Consider the following 13,032-nt stretch of genomic DNA (forward strand, 5'->3'; position numbering starts at 1 on the left):
TACTACCTATCGCGTAACGGGATTGTTATCATAGCCAATCCCCCTTTTTTCCGGCGCTTTCCGGACAGTGTTGAGTTAAGGATTTTGCCATGCAACCTCTTAATGGCCCAGGCGCGCCATTACCCGGCGAACGAGCGACGGTCGCTGATACCGGCCGAACCGGACCGGGCGATCAGCCGCTGACCCCTGCTCAGCGCACCACGCTGGAAAGGCTGATTGTCAAAATCATGTCGCTCAGTTCGCTAAAGGCCCCGGAGCTATGGGCCGGACTGCGTCATGAAGTGGGCGTGAAGAACGATGCCGGTCTGCTGGCGCGTCATTTTCCGGCGGCGGAGCAGTTTCTTAATACGCGGCTTGCGCAGGTGCAGAACACGCACGCGACCCGACAGCTGTTTCAGCAGCTGAGCGATTTGCTGCCTGCGGGCAATAATCGCCAGGCGGTGAGCGATTTTATCCGGCAGCAGTTTGGTCATACGGTGCTCAGCTCGCTGAATCCCGATCAGCTGCGACAGGTGCTGACCATGCTGCAAAATGGCCAGATGGCGATCCCGCAGCCGCAGCAGAACCGCGTCACCGATCGCTCGCTGCTGCCGGCGGAGCACCACGCGCTCAATCAGCAGGTCGCTCGCCTGGCTGCCGTTACCGGCGAACAGCCGGTGAAGCTGTGGACTTCCGTGCTGAAGGTGGTCAACCTGCACAGCGGCGATCCCATTCCTTCACGCCTGTTCCCGCTGCTGACCCAGTATCTTCAGGTTAGCCAGACGCTGAGCCAGCAGCCTGCCCCGACGCTGCATACGCTTCTCGCCTCGCTGAAGGTGCCTTCCGATCATGCAGAGCAGCGCATGCTGGAGGAGGCCAGCCAGCAGCGCTTCCAGCTGCCGCCGCAGGCGATCCTTACCGCAGCCCAGGCGCAGGATTTGATGAATCTGCTGTTTGCGCGGCGGGCCGAACGGCTGAAGGAGATGCCGCTGGCCGACAGCGAGATCCATCCGCAGCCGATTATTTCCGGCTACGTGCCGCCGGTGCTAAGGCCGCTGGCGACGCGTCCGGCCGTAACCGCTTTTGCCGCGCTGGTGCTGTTTATTTTTCTGCTGTGGCTGTTCCTTTAGGCTTAACAGCCGCACGCCTGTAAATCCTGTTGCGGCCAGCTGCCCGCTTCTTCTCCTTGCGCGACCGGATGACGGTCGCGCAGCCAGAAATCCAGCCCGCCAATCAGCTCTTTAACCCGCAGTCCCGCCGACGCCAGTTTCCATGCGCCTTTGGTCGAGCCGTTGCAGCCAATGCCGTCGCAGTAGGTCACGTAAACTTTGCTGCTGTCCAGCGCCGCCAGCGTTTCTGCGCTCATGGTGCGGTGAGGAAAGCTTATCGCGCCGGGAATATGCGCGGCCTGATACTGCTCTGCCGCACGGGTATCGATCACCACGATATCGGTAATGCCGTTGGCGAGATCCTGCGCCAGATCCCAGGCATCGCTGTAGTAAGCCAGCTTTTCGCGTAGCCATGCTTCGCTGCGTGCGGCGTCAGGCGGTGGAAATTGTAAAACGGCGGACAGGGTCATCATGTGTACTCCTTTGCTTAAGGTCTGCCTGATGATAGGGTAAAACGGCCTTAAAAAGGATACCCATTTTAATCAGGTGATAAGACCATTATGCCGCTGACCAACGTGCCCTTAATCCAGCTGTTCGCCTCGCAGCAGGCCCGCACCCGACGGGACAGGCTATGCGCCGCCTTGCGTCAACTCATCACCGACGGCACGCTGCGGCAAGGCGAGCGGCTACCCTCTTCCCGGCTGCTTGCCGTCGATCTGTCGCTGTCCCGAGTGACGGTGGAAGCGGCCTATGCGCAGCTGGAAAGCGAAGGCTGCCTGCTGCGGCACAGCGGCAAAGGCACTTTCGTCGCCGCCGATCTGCCGGTGCCGCGACGCCCCACGCCAGCGTCATCGACAGCGGCTCCCGCGCTCTCGTCACGCGGCAGCAACATTGTCGCCTCTGGCGGCTGCGACGATCCGCTTTTTCCCCTGGCTTTTGCCGCCGGTTCGCCGGATCTGCGGGCTTTTCCTCACGCTATCTGGCGGCGGCTGGTGGCGCAGCGGCTGCGCCATACGCCGGAAAAAATGATGGGCTATGGCGCGCCGCAGGGGCTGGCTGAACTGCGTGAAGCGGTGGCGCGTTATCTTGCCCAGGCGCGCGGCGTGCGCTGCGATGCCGGACAAATTATCATCCTGACCAGCTCGCAACAGGCGCTACAGATGCTGGCGATGCTGCTGTGCGATCCGGGCGATACCATCTGGCTGGAAGAGCCGGGCTATCGCGGCGCTTATCATGCTTTCAACAGCGCGGGCGCGACCATCGGCACGCTGGAGCTGGACGACGAGGGCGCAAAAATACCCGACCGGCCAGCGGCGAAGCTGATCTACCTGACCCCATCCCATCAGTATCCCACCGGCGCGACCATGAGCCTGACGCGTCGTCTGGCCTGGCTGGCGTACGCGCGCGCCCACGGTAGCTGGCTGATTGAGGATGACTACGACAGCGAATTTTATTACGGCGCACAGCCTGCGCCCGCGCTTCAGGGGCTGGATAAGGCCGGGCGCGTGCTCTACCTCGGCACCTTTTCCAAAACGCTGTTCCCTTCCCTGCGGCTGGCTTATCTGGCGGTGCCGCCCGCGCTGGTTGACGCCTGCTGCCGGATGCGCAGCGTGATGGACGGACACAGCGCGCAGCTGATGCAGGCGGTGACGGCGGATTTTCTCGATCGCGGCCATTTTCAGGCGCATCTGCGGCTGATGCGCAAACTTTACGGCAGCCGCCGCGAACTGCTGCTGACAGAGCTGGCGACAAAGCTGGGAGACAGGCTGCATCCGCTGAGCCACCAGCATGGGCTACAGCTGACGGCCACGCTGCCGGACGGCGGCGAAGAAAAATTAACGCGTCAGGCTTTGCAGGCAGGCCTGGTGCTGCCGCGCCTGTCGCCCCTGTATCAGGGAGATGCGCAGCAGGAAGGCTGGCTGCTGGGTTTTTCCGCCCTGGCGCCAGCAGAGATTGTCAGCGCGGTGGAGAAGCTGGCTCGTGTTTTTGCAGGCTAACGGCTTCCGCTTTCTCACGCGTTTTCTGACTGACGCGGCCTTCGCCATTCAGCCCGCGCGAAACGGTGGATGTCCCTGCGCCCTCAGCCGGGCGATATGCCTGATGGTCATCCGGCTATCAACGCTTCTGTGATTACAGCGGAGTGGGAAGGTTAACGTATTTGACGCTAACGCCTGGCCTTACGGCATGGCTGCTAACCTTTGTCCCTGGCGAGGCTTATCTTATACATCGGCATACTGCGGCCATAAAAAAAGGATGCCCTTGCGGAGCATCCTTTTTTGAAATTGCTTACTGATTACAGCTTGCGCATCACCAGCGTGGCGTTGGTGCCGCCGAAGCCGAAGCTGTTGGACATCACGGTAGTCAGCTGCTGCTCGGTTGGTTTGGTCACGATGTTCAGACCTTCTGCCGCCGGATCCAGCTCTTCAATGTTGATGCTTGGCGCGATAAAGCCGTGCTCCAGCATCAGCAGCGAGTAAATAGCTTCCTGCACGCCCGCCGCACCCAGAGAGTGGCCGGTCATGGCTTTGGTGGCCGACATCGCCGGCGTGTTGTCGCCGAAGACTTCGCGGATGGCGCCCAGCTCTTTCACATCGCCTACCGGCGTAGAGGTGCCGTGCGTGTTCAGGTAGTCAATTGGCGTATCCAGGCCGTGCATAGCCAGACGCATACAGCGTGCTGCGCCCTCGCCTGATGGCGCTACCATGTCTGCGCCGTCGGAGGTGGCGCCGTAGCCAACCACTTCTGCGTAGATGTGCGCGCCGCGAGCCAGCGCGTGCTCCAGCTCTTCCACAACAACCATGCCGCCGCCGCCTGCGATAACAAAGCCGTCGCGGCTGTTGTCATAGGTACGGGACGCTTTTTCCGGCGTTTCGTTATATTTGGTGGACAGCGCGCCCATCGCATCGAACTCGCAGGACATTTCCCAGCACAGCTCTTCGCCGCCGCCTGCAAATACCACATCCTGTTTGCCCAGCTGGATCTGCTCAACGGCGTTGCCGATGCAGTGTGCCGAGGTCGCGCAGGCGGAGCTGATGGAGTAGTTTACGCCGTGGATTTTGAACGGGGTCGCCAGGCAAGCGGAAACGCCGGACGCCATCGCTTTGGTCACCATATAAGGGCCGACGCCGCGCAGGCCTTTGGCGCGCATGCCGTCAACGCTGGCTACCTGGTTGATCGGCGAGCCGCCGCCGGAACCGGCCACCAGACCCACGCGCGGGTTGTTCTGGTATTGTTCAACGGTCAAACCGGAATCTTTTACCGCTTCCAGCATAGAAATATAGGCATAAATGGACGCATCACTCATAAAACGCAGGGTTTTGCGATCGATGAGGCTGGAGATTTCGTCTTTATCGAGTTTGACGTTGCCCCAGACGTGACTACGCATACCGGAATCTTTCAGCTCCTGAGAGAAGGTAATGCCGGAGCGGCCTTCACGCAGGGATGCAAGGACTTCCTGTTGGTTATTACCAATGCTGGAAACGATACCCAGGCCAGTAATCACTGCACGTTTCATTCAATACCTCGTTAACTACTTATATTAGGATTCGACACGCACTTTAGCGTACAGTTGTAAGCCGAACAAGTCCAACCAGCGCCTGATTTTTGTAAATTTGCGTAGGCGCACCCCCAGAGTTACAATCGCTGCACCGCGAGATAACTGAGCTTTTGCCGTGAACAGCGCCCCAATAGAGTATGCAGAACTAAGCTGGAATGAACAGGGTACACCTGTATCCCGAACCTTTGGCGACGTCTATTTTTCCGACGCAAACGGCCTGGAGGAAACGCGTCACGTGTTTCTTGGCGGCAACGGCTTGCCCGACCGTTTTGCGCACCATTCTCGCGACCTGTTTATCACGGCGGAAACCGGTTTTGGCACCGGCCTGAATTTTTTAACGCTCTGGCAGGCTTTCGAGCGCTTTTGCGCCGAGCAGCCGCAGGCTCGTTTGCAGCGCCTGCACTTTATCAGCTGTGAAAAGTATCCGCTCAGCGTCAACGATCTCGCCAGCGCGCATCAAAGCTGGCCTGAACTGGCAGCATACGCGCGCGCGCTGCGCGAACAGTGGCCAGCCGCCCTGCCCGGCTGTCACCGGCTGCTGCTGGCCGAGGGTCGCGTCACGCTCGATCTCTGGTTCGGCGATATTAACCAGCTGATCCCGACCTTCGATGACAGCCTCAATCATCAGGTCGACGCCTGGTTTCTGGATGGCTTTGCGCCGTCGAAAAATCCTGACATGTGGACGCCGGCACTGTTCGCCTGCATGGCGAAAATGGCGCGTCCCGGCGGCACGCTGGCCACCTTTACCTCGGCAGGCTTTGTGCGGCGCGGATTGCAGGAGGCGGGTTTTACCGTCGGCAAGCGTAAAGGCTTCGGCCCCAAACGGGAAATGCTGGCGGGCGTGCTGGAGAACGCTATCGACGCGCCAGCCGAAGCGCCGTGGTATCACCGTCCGGCGGCGGAAGGCGACGACATTGCGGTAATCGGCGGCGGCGTGGCCAGCGCGCTGCTGGCGCTGGCGCTGCTGCGTCGCGGTAAAAAAGTCACGCTCTACAGCGCCGACGGCGAACCGGCCCGGGGCGCTTCCGGCAACCGCCAGGGCGCGCTTTATCCGCTGCTGAACCATCACGATCCGGCGCTGGCGCGCTTTTTTCCGGCCGCATTTACCTTTGCCCGTCGTGTTTACGATAGCCTGCCGGTCGCGTTCGATCACGAGTGGTGTGGCGTTACCCAGCTGGGCTGGGATGAAAAAAGCGCGGACAAAATCACTAAAATGCTGACCATGCAGCTGCCGGAAACCATCGCTCGCGGTGTGGACAGGCAGGAAGCCGAAGCGCTGTGCGGGGTGGAAACCGGCTTTGGCGGCATTACCTATCCGGCTGGCGGCTGGCTCTCGCCCGCCCAGCTGACGCCTGCGCTGTTTGCGCTGGCGCAGCAGCAGGGGCTGATTACGCGCTGGCATCACAGGCTGACCGCACTGACCGCAACACCGACGGGCTGGCAGCTCGATTTTGCCGACCGGCCTGCGCAGAGACATCGCAACGTGGTACTGGCGACCGGCCACGCGCTGACCGCGCTGCCGCAGAGTGAAAAGCTGCCCGCCTATGCCGTCAGCGGCCAGGTCAGCCATATCCCGACTACGCCCGCGCTGGGCCAGCTTAAACAGGTTTTATGCTACGACGGCTATCTGACGCCGGTTAATCCGCATAATCAGCAGCACTGTATCGGCGCAAGCTATCATCGCGCCGACAGCGCTACCGCCTATCGCGAAGAAGATCAGCAGGAAAACCGCGAGCGGCTGCTCCGCTGTCTGCCGGAGGCGGAATGGCCTCGCGAAGTGGACGTTAGCGCAGGCAGCGCCCGCAACGGCGTGCGCTGCGCCACCCGCGATCATCTGCCGATGATTGGCCCGCTGCCGGACTATCAGCAAACGCTGGCGCAATACGCAGATCTGGCGCAAAACAAAGCCACGGCGCAGCCGGCGCCCCTCTGGCGCGGCCTGTTTGTGCTGGGCGCGTTAGGCTCCAGGGGATTATGCAGCGCGCCGCTGGCGGCAGAAGCGCTGGCGGCGGAGCTGTGCGGCGAACCGATCCCGCTGGACAGGCAGACGCTGGCGGCCACCCATCCTAATCGCTACTGGGTGCGCAAGCTGCTGAAAGGTAAAGCGGTGAAGGCGGCAAGCTAAAAGCCGCTGCCGCCCCGTAGGGCAGACAGGAAACCGGAGACGTCGCGTAGAGCAGACAGGAAATTGGGGATGCCGCTCAGGCCAGACTGGTAGCCGGAGACGCCGCCCAGGGCAGACTGGAAACCGGAGACGCCGGACGCATCAGGCCGCTAAAATCACGGCGGCCTTGCTTGTTGCCGACGGCGCCGTCAGGGATCAGGAGGGATGGCGCGCCTGCAGGAACAAATTATCCCACATGCCCAGCACCAGCGCCTGGTCGCGCGGCGAAAGCTCTCCGGCGTGGATCGCCGTCTCCAGGCTGTTCAGCACCTGGATTTGCAGCGCTTCCGGCGTGTGCTCGCCCGACTGCTCAATTTCGGCCACGGCCAGCGTCAGATGCCCGCGCAGATAGCCGCTGGCGAACAGCTCGTCATCGCTGGCGCTCTCCACCATGTTATCGATCAGGGCCAGGATACGCGCTTCAAATTCATCAATCATACAATTCCTTATTTACCATGCTGGTCAGAGATCTTCCGGCCAGGGAAACTGCGCTGCGGTCAGCGGCGGCGTTGAGTAGTAGCGACCCAGTTCGGTGATAAAACGGGCTGGCCGTGACGGAATTCCCTTTTCCAGATGAGCCATTACCTGCGCGTGTACCTTGCGCTGGAACGCAATGCGGTCCGGCTCGAAATCGCCATTGAGATTGTCACAACTTACGTTGAAGGGAAAGCCCGCCGCTACACAAAACAGCCATTCCAGCGCCTGCGGCCTGACCTCCACCGCTTCAAACTGGCCTTGCGTCATGGCGTCACGGCCGTCGGGACAATACCAGTAGCCGAAATCCACCAGCTTGCGCCGCTCGGCTCCGGCGATACACCAGTGGGAGATTTCATGCAGCGCGCTGGCGTAATAGCCGTGGGCGAACACCACGCGGTGATAGCTGACTTCCTCATCGGCGGGCAGGTAGATGGGTTCGTCATCGCCCTTCACCAGGCGGGTCTGAAAATCGTCAAAAAAACAGCGGTCGAAAATCTCGATCAGCTGCGAATAGTCGTGAGTACGCATTGTTCTCTTCTGCAAAAATTTCACGTCTTGCGACGCGTCAACATTAAGATTCAGCTAAACAGATGGTGAAACCAGGCGGCGATCTCTGCGCCGTGGCTGTCGTAGAGCAGCTTAGCGCTCATGACAATGGAAACGGTGACCACCATCGGGCGGATCAGCTGCTGCCCCCGGCTCAGCACCAGCCGTGCGCCGAGCCGTGCGCCGCAAATGGCGCCGAGCAGCATAATCAGGCCGGTGCCCCACACCACTTTGCCGCCGAAAATAAAAAACAGCAGGCCGCCCAGGTTAGAGGTCAAATTCAGCACCTTGGCATGCGCGGTAGATTTCGCCAGGTTAAAACCGCAAAGCGTGACGAAGGCCAGCGCATAGAAGGAGCCAGCGCCCGGCCCGAAAAAGCCGTCATAAAAGCCGACGCAGCCGCCTGCCACCAGCGCAAACGGCAGGCCGTGCAGGCGACGATGGCGATCTTCTTCGCCGATCTTAGGCATCAGCAGAAAATAGAGGCCGATCGAGATAATCAGCAGCGGCAGCACCTGACGCAGCAGCCCCGGCTGAATGTGTTGGATCAGCATCGCGCCGAGAATCGAGCCGATAAAGGCCATCAGGATATTCAGCCGCTGCGCTTTAAGATCCACCGCCTTGCGCCGGATAAAATAGAGGCTGGCGGAAAAAGAGCCGCCGACGGACTGAAGCTTGTTGGTCGCCAGCGCCTGCGCCGGAGAAAGCCCGGCCGCCAGCAGCGCCGGTACGGTCAGCAGCCCGCCGCCGCCGGCGATAGAATCGATAAAAGCGGCCAGCACGGCGATGCAAAACAGTAGCCCAAGCAGCAGCGGGCTGACGGCAAACCATTCCATTTTTTCTTCCTAAAGCTGATGGTTATCCAGAAGCGCCTGACAGGAAGGCGGCAACGGCGGCGGCTCGCGTTTTATCGGCGCGCCGGAAGGTTTTGGCGGCGCGAACCAGCTTGCCAGCTCTGCGCCACAGCCATCCCCTGGCGGCGGCGCGGGCTGATCCTGGCACTCCAGGCTGTCCGTAGGACAGCGCAGGCGCACGTGCATATGCGCCCGATGGCCGAACCATGGGCGTACCTTGCGCAGCCAGTCGCGATCGCTGCCCGCATCGGCGCAGAGCTGTTTTTTAATCGCCGGATTCACAAAGATACGCGTGACGTCGTCATCTTTTGCCGCCAGCTTGATCAGGCTGTCGATCTGCGGCTGCCAGTGGCGCGCCACCACGTTTTTCCCGTCTGCCGCCACCAGATCCAGCGGCTGCGGCTTCAGCAGCATTTGTGAATTCCAGCGCGCCTGCGGTAACTGCAGCCAGATATCAACATCCAGCCCGGTCTGGTGGCTGGCGTGGCCGCTGCTGAAGCGACCGCCCGCCGCCATGCCCATATCCCCAATCAGCACCTCGCCCAGCTGCAAATTATGCACCTGAGCGCCCAGCCGCTGAATAAACAGGATCAGATCGGGATGACCATAAAAGCGACGCTGGTCCTGACGCATCACCTGATAGGTCGGATCGTTAAGCGGCAGCGCCTGCGCGCCGACGATACAGCCGTTGGCGAAAGAGCCGATAGCGTGCGGCGCGCCATTTATTGGCTGCCGGATCGATTGCCAGGGCGTAGCCGCCAGCGTGGAAGCGCTGAGCAGCAGGCCGCAAAGCGCGAACAGCGTCTTTTTCATGGTGATTACCAGCGTGGAATGTTCGTCTGCACGTCCGCATTCTGTCCGCGATGACGCAGTAAATGATCCATCAGCACGATCGCCATCATGGCTTCCGCGATCGGCACGGCGCGGATCCCTACGCAGGGATCGTGACGGCCTTTGGTGATCATTTCCGTTTCTTCGCCCGTGCGGGTAATGGTTTTGCCCGGCACGGTAATGCTGGACGTTGGCTTCATCGCCAGCGTCGCCAGGATCGGCTGGCCGCTGCTGATGCCGCCCAGAATGCCGCCCGCGTGGTTGCTCTGAAAGCCGTCCGCGCGAATTTCATCACGATGTTCGCTGCCGCGCTGGTTGACCACGGCAAAGCCGTCGCCGATTTCCACGCCTTTCACCGCGTTAATGCTCATCAGCGCATGCGCCAGATCCGCGTCCAGACGATCGAAAACCGGCTCGCCCAGGCCAACCGGCACGTTCTCCGCCATTACGGAGACTTTAGCGCCGATAGAATCGCCCTCTTTCTTCAGCGCGCGCATCAGCTCGTCCAGCGCCTCGATTTTTGACGGATCCGGGCAGAAGAACGGGTTCTGTTCCACCTGATCCCAGTCCTTCAGCTCGCAGGCCACGTCGCCAATCTGCGCCAGATAGCCGCGCACCTTCACGCCGTGCTTCAGGGCGAGGTATTTTTTGGCGATAGCGCCCGCCGCCACACGCATAGCGGTTTCACGCGCGGAAGAGCGCCCGCCGCCGCGATAGTCGCGCAGGCCGTACTTTTGTTCATAGGTATAGTCGGCGTGGCCGGGACGGAAGACGTCTTTGATGGCGCCGTAATCCTGCGAGCGCTGGTCGGTATTTTCAATCAGCAGGCCGATGCTGGTGCCGGTGGTGACGCCTTCAAACACGCCGGAGAGGATTTTGACCTGGTCCGGCTCGCGGCGCTGGGTGGTGTAGCGTGAGGTGCCGGGACGGCGGCGATCCAGATCGTGCTGCAAATCGGCTTCCGTCAGGGGGATGCCGGGCGGCACGCCGTCGACAATACAGCCCAGCGCCAGCCCGTGCGATTCACCAAAGGTGGTGACGCGGAAAACCTGTCCAATCGTATTACCAGCCATGAAGTCCTCTGAACTTTTCAGGAGGCCATCCCGTTTGCCGCTTCCGTTCCGGCCAGCGCGAAATCCGTGCACAGGCTACGGTTTCCGCGCTGATCGGAGCAAAACCGCCTGCGCCGGGGATGCCTGTGATGTTTTTTAGTCTTTATAAATGCCGAAATGATGTTGCGCAGCAACAATTTGCTCGCGGGTCAGCATAAATACGCCGTCGCCGCCGTTGGCGAATTCCAGCCAGGTGAACGGCACGTCGGGATACTGTTCGATCATATGCACCATGCTGTTGCCCACTTCGCAGACCAGCACGCCTTCTTCGCTCAGGTAGTCCGGCGCACAGGCCAGAATGCGGCGCGCCAGCTTCAGGCCGTCGCGCCCGGCGGCCAGCCCCAGCTCCGGCTCGTGCTGATATTCCTCCGGCAGATCGCCCATATCCTCTTCATCCACGTAGGGCGGATTGGTGACGATCAGATCGTAAGGGGTCTTTGGCAGATCGCGGAACAGATCGGAGCGGATCGGCGTCACGTTATGATCCATACCGTGCGCGGTGATATTCTGCTCGGCCACGGCCAGCGCGTCCGCAGAAATATCTACGGCGTCCACTTCCGCTTCCGGGAAGGCATAGGCGCAGGCGATGGCAATGCAGCCGCTGCCGGTGCACATATCCAGAATATGGCTGGGTTCATGCGCGATAATGCCGGCGAAGCGGTCATTGATCAGTTCGCCGACCGGCGAGCGCGGCACCAGCACGCGTTCATCCACGTAAAACTCGTGGCCGCAGAACCAGGCTTTGTTGGTCAGATAGGCGACGGGAAGACGCTCGTTGATGCGGCGAATAACGCGCTCGACAATGCGGTGACGCTCGCTGGAAGTCAGGCGCGCGGTACGCATATCTTCCGGGATATCCAGCGGCAGATACAGCGTGGGCAGCACCAGCTGAACGGCTTCGTCCCAGGGGTTATCGGTGCCGTGGCCGTACCAGATCTCCGCGGCGGCAAACCGACTCACCGTCCAGCGCAGCATATCCTGAATGGTATGCAGCTCACTGACTGCCTCATCAACGAAAATTTTGTCCAAAGTGCCCTCCACAGGCCAAACTCAACTCGGCAGCTAGTTTGCCATGAAGCTGACGAGAATCCAGCGCGCAGGCGTGAAAAAACTGACATTTGTTTATTTGCAGGGATTAGACAGGGTAAACTGATGGGATTATTGTTAAAAATCCCGCAGCCGCGTGCCGCCTGAGGATCAGATGAGTAAAAAACAGCCCCTGAGCGCCGAAGATGAAGCGCTGTTCCGTGGATTAATGACCGGCACGCGTAAGCTGGCTCAGGACACGATAGTGCATAAGCCATTGCGGAAAACATTCTCGCAGGTGCCGCAAAAGCGCCTGCTGTCCGAGCAGATAGACAACAGCCACTATTTTTCCGATGAGTTTCAGCCTCTGCTGTCCGCTGAAGGGCCAGTGCGCTACGTCAGAAGCGACGTCAGCCATTACGAGCTGAAGAAGCTCAGGCGAGGCGACTATACGCCGGAGATTTTTCTGGATTTGCACGGGCTGACGCAGAAACAGGCAAAAGAGGAGTTGGGCGCGCTGATAGCCGCCTGCCGCCGCGAGCATATCTTTTGCGCCAGCGTGATGCACGGTCACGGCAAGCACGTGCTCAAGCAGCAGACGCCGCTGTGGCTGGCGCAGCATCCTATGGTGATGGCCTTTCATCAGGCGCCGAAAATGTTTGGCGGCGATGCCGCTTTGCTGGTGCTGATTGAAGTAGAAGAGTGGCAGCCGCCGGAGCTGCCTTAGTCAGGCCGCCTCCCGGCGAACAGCGTTGGGGCTGGCCGCTTTATCTTACGACGCGACGCCAGCCACAAAGCAGGCCGGATCAACCGGCCCGGCACGATCACATCGCTTTTGCCAGCCGTCCAGGGCTGACCTGCCATTCCAGCTTGCCGCAGCCGCTTTCGTCGTTCAGCGTGACGCTGGCGATGGCGGAAGTGGCGAACATCGGCGGCGTTTCCTGCGGGCAAAGCTCGGACACCAGATAGCCCACCAGAGGCAGATGGGAAATCACCAGCACCGCTTTGACGCCTTCCTTCGCCAATGCCTGAAGATAGCAGGCCACCAGCGCCGGATCGCCGCCCGGCGTCAGCTCCGGCAGCACTTCCTGCTCCACGGGCAGGATCAGCGCTTCACGTACCGTAGAGAGCGTCTGCTCAGCTCGCAAATAGGGACTGACCAACACCCGATCGATATCCACTTTCTGACCGTTGAGCCAGCCTGCCATCTGCCGCGACTCGTCGCAGCCGCAGTGGGTCAAAGGCCGTACCGCATCACTGGCTGCATCCAGTGCCGCATCGCCGTGACGCATAATGAAAACTTGCATATTGCACCGCTGTTATTAAACATAAACGCCGGAAAATCAGGTTTTCCGACTCTTCACTCTGTGAATGAACG

Annotated in this window: 14 protein-coding genes; 4 read left to right on the forward strand and 10 right to left on the reverse strand. The window is 60.6% G+C overall.

What is annotated here, in order from left to right:
* The first annotated feature begins 89 nt into the window (after positions 1-89).
* Positions 90-1,109 carry a flagella biosynthesis regulator Flk gene (gene flk, locus QZH36_RS14500; protein ID WP_253459707.1) on the forward strand — a complete coding sequence of 340 codons (1,020 nt, stop codon included), beginning with the start codon at positions 90-92 and terminating at the stop codon, positions 1,107-1,109.
* Between the two features lie 2 nt (positions 1,110-1,111).
* On the opposite strand, the gene QZH36_RS14505 is transcribed toward flk, so the two are convergent.
* Complete coding sequence (locus QZH36_RS14505) at positions 1,112-1,561, reverse strand: rhodanese-like domain-containing protein (RefSeq protein ID WP_301251948.1); 450 nt, start codon at positions 1,559-1,561, stop codon at positions 1,112-1,114.
* Between the two features lie 87 nt (positions 1,562-1,648).
* On the opposite strand from QZH36_RS14505, the gene pdxR reads away from it, so the two are divergent.
* Positions 1,649-3,085, forward strand: coding sequence for a MocR-like pyridoxine biosynthesis transcription factor PdxR (gene pdxR / locus QZH36_RS14510; protein ID WP_301730512.1), 1,437 nt, complete (start codon positions 1,649-1,651; stop codon positions 3,083-3,085).
* Here the strand turns inward: pdxR and QZH36_RS21415 are convergent.
* Together QZH36_RS21415 and fabB are read right to left on the reverse strand one after the other, a co-directional pair.
* Positions 3,045-3,137: a hypothetical protein gene (locus tag QZH36_RS21415; protein WP_445235131.1), complete on the reverse strand. Its 93-nt coding sequence runs from the start codon at positions 3,135-3,137 to the stop codon at positions 3,045-3,047. The genes pdxR and QZH36_RS21415 overlap by 41 nt on opposite strands.
* 244 nt (positions 3,138-3,381) lie before the next feature.
* Entirely contained in the window at positions 3,382-4,602 is a 1,221-nt protein-coding gene (gene fabB / locus QZH36_RS14515) for a beta-ketoacyl-ACP synthase I (protein ID WP_125288293.1), read from the reverse strand.
* A 157-nt stretch (positions 4,603-4,759) separates the two neighbouring features.
* On the opposite strand from fabB, the gene mnmC reads away from it, so the two are divergent.
* Entirely contained in the window at positions 4,760-6,769 is a 2,010-nt protein-coding gene (gene mnmC / locus QZH36_RS14520; RefSeq protein WP_301730513.1) for a bifunctional tRNA (5-methylaminomethyl-2-thiouridine)(34)-methyltransferase MnmC2/FAD-dependent 5-carboxymethylaminomethyl-2-thiouridine(34) oxidoreductase MnmC1, read from the forward strand.
* A gap of 195 nt (positions 6,770-6,964) precedes the next feature.
* Here the strand turns inward: mnmC and QZH36_RS14525 are convergent, their stop codons facing one another.
* The 6 genes from QZH36_RS14525 to prmB all read right to left on the reverse strand — a co-directional run bounded on the left by QZH36_RS14525 (position 6,965) and on the right by prmB (position 11,657).
* Positions 6,965-7,246: a YfcL family protein gene (locus QZH36_RS14525; RefSeq protein ID WP_125288295.1), complete on the reverse strand. Its 282-nt coding sequence runs from the start codon at positions 7,244-7,246 to the stop codon at positions 6,965-6,967.
* A 24-nt stretch (positions 7,247-7,270) separates the two neighbouring features.
* Positions 7,271-7,813, reverse strand: a complete 543-nt coding sequence (locus QZH36_RS14530; protein WP_253459693.1) for an elongation factor P hydroxylase — start codon at positions 7,811-7,813, stop codon at positions 7,271-7,273.
* Between the two features lie 50 nt (positions 7,814-7,863).
* Positions 7,864-8,667 carry a sulfite exporter TauE/SafE family protein gene (locus tag QZH36_RS14535; protein WP_301730514.1) on the reverse strand — a complete coding sequence of 268 codons (804 nt, stop codon included), beginning with the start codon at positions 8,665-8,667 and terminating at the stop codon, positions 7,864-7,866.
* A gap of 9 nt (positions 8,668-8,676) precedes the next feature.
* Positions 8,677-9,498, reverse strand: coding sequence for a penicillin-insensitive murein endopeptidase (mepA, locus tag QZH36_RS14540; RefSeq protein ID WP_301730515.1), 822 nt, complete (start codon positions 9,496-9,498; stop codon positions 8,677-8,679).
* Positions 9,499-9,503: 5 nt separating this feature from the next.
* Entirely contained in the window at positions 9,504-10,589 is a 1,086-nt protein-coding gene (aroC, locus tag QZH36_RS14545; protein WP_301730516.1) for a chorismate synthase, read from the reverse strand.
* Positions 10,590-10,724: 135 nt separating this feature from the next.
* The gene (gene prmB / locus QZH36_RS14550) at positions 10,725-11,657 is read right to left on the reverse strand and encodes a 50S ribosomal protein L3 N(5)-glutamine methyltransferase (RefSeq protein ID WP_253459685.1); all 933 of its coding nucleotides are present in this window, start codon (positions 11,655-11,657) and stop codon (positions 10,725-10,727) included.
* A 172-nt stretch (positions 11,658-11,829) separates the two neighbouring features.
* On the opposite strand from prmB, the gene smrB reads away from it, so the two are divergent.
* Positions 11,830-12,381 carry an endonuclease SmrB gene (gene smrB, locus QZH36_RS14555; RefSeq protein WP_125288301.1) on the forward strand — a complete coding sequence of 184 codons (552 nt, stop codon included), beginning with the start codon at positions 11,830-11,832 and terminating at the stop codon, positions 12,379-12,381.
* A gap of 97 nt (positions 12,382-12,478) precedes the next feature.
* On the opposite strand, the gene sixA is transcribed toward smrB, so the two are convergent.
* Positions 12,479-12,961: a phosphohistidine phosphatase SixA gene (sixA, locus tag QZH36_RS14560; protein WP_125288302.1), complete on the reverse strand. Its 483-nt coding sequence runs from the start codon at positions 12,959-12,961 to the stop codon at positions 12,479-12,481.
* Positions 12,962-13,032 lie beyond the last annotated feature (71 nt).

This window comes from Erwinia wuhanensis (assembly GCF_030484085.1).
Classification (GTDB): Bacteria; Pseudomonadota; Gammaproteobacteria; order Enterobacterales; family Enterobacteriaceae; genus Erwinia; species Erwinia aeris.

Excerpts from the sequence above, each read along its gene's own strand:
- flk (WP_253459707.1), top strand. The coding sequence starts at position 90 with ATGCAACCTCTTAATGGCCCAGGCGCGCCATTACCCGGCGAACGAGCG.
- QZH36_RS14505 (WP_301251948.1), bottom strand. The coding sequence starts at position 1,561 with ATGATGACCCTGTCCGCCGTTTTACAATTTCCACCGCCTGACGCCGCA.
- pdxR (WP_301730512.1), top strand. The coding sequence starts at position 1,649 with ATGCCGCTGACCAACGTGCCCTTAATCCAGCTGTTCGCCTCGCAGCAG.
- fabB (WP_125288293.1), bottom strand. The coding sequence starts at position 4,602 with ATGAAACGTGCAGTGATTACTGGCCTGGGTATCGTTTCCAGCATTGGT.
- QZH36_RS14525 (WP_125288295.1), bottom strand. The coding sequence starts at position 7,246 with ATGATTGATGAATTTGAAGCGCGTATCCTGGCCCTGATCGATAACATG.
- QZH36_RS14530 (WP_253459693.1), bottom strand. The coding sequence starts at position 7,813 with ATGCGTACTCACGACTATTCGCAGCTGATCGAGATTTTCGACCGCTGT.
- QZH36_RS14535 (WP_301730514.1), bottom strand. The coding sequence starts at position 8,667 with ATGGAATGGTTTGCCGTCAGCCCGCTGCTGCTTGGGCTACTGTTTTGC.
- mepA (WP_301730515.1), bottom strand. The coding sequence starts at position 9,498 with ATGAAAAAGACGCTGTTCGCGCTTTGCGGCCTGCTGCTCAGCGCTTCC.
- aroC (WP_301730516.1), bottom strand. The coding sequence starts at position 10,589 with ATGGCTGGTAATACGATTGGACAGGTTTTCCGCGTCACCACCTTTGGT.
- smrB (WP_125288301.1), top strand. The coding sequence starts at position 11,830 with ATGAGTAAAAAACAGCCCCTGAGCGCCGAAGATGAAGCGCTGTTCCGT.
- sixA (WP_125288302.1), bottom strand. The coding sequence starts at position 12,961 with ATGCAAGTTTTCATTATGCGTCACGGCGATGCGGCACTGGATGCAGCC.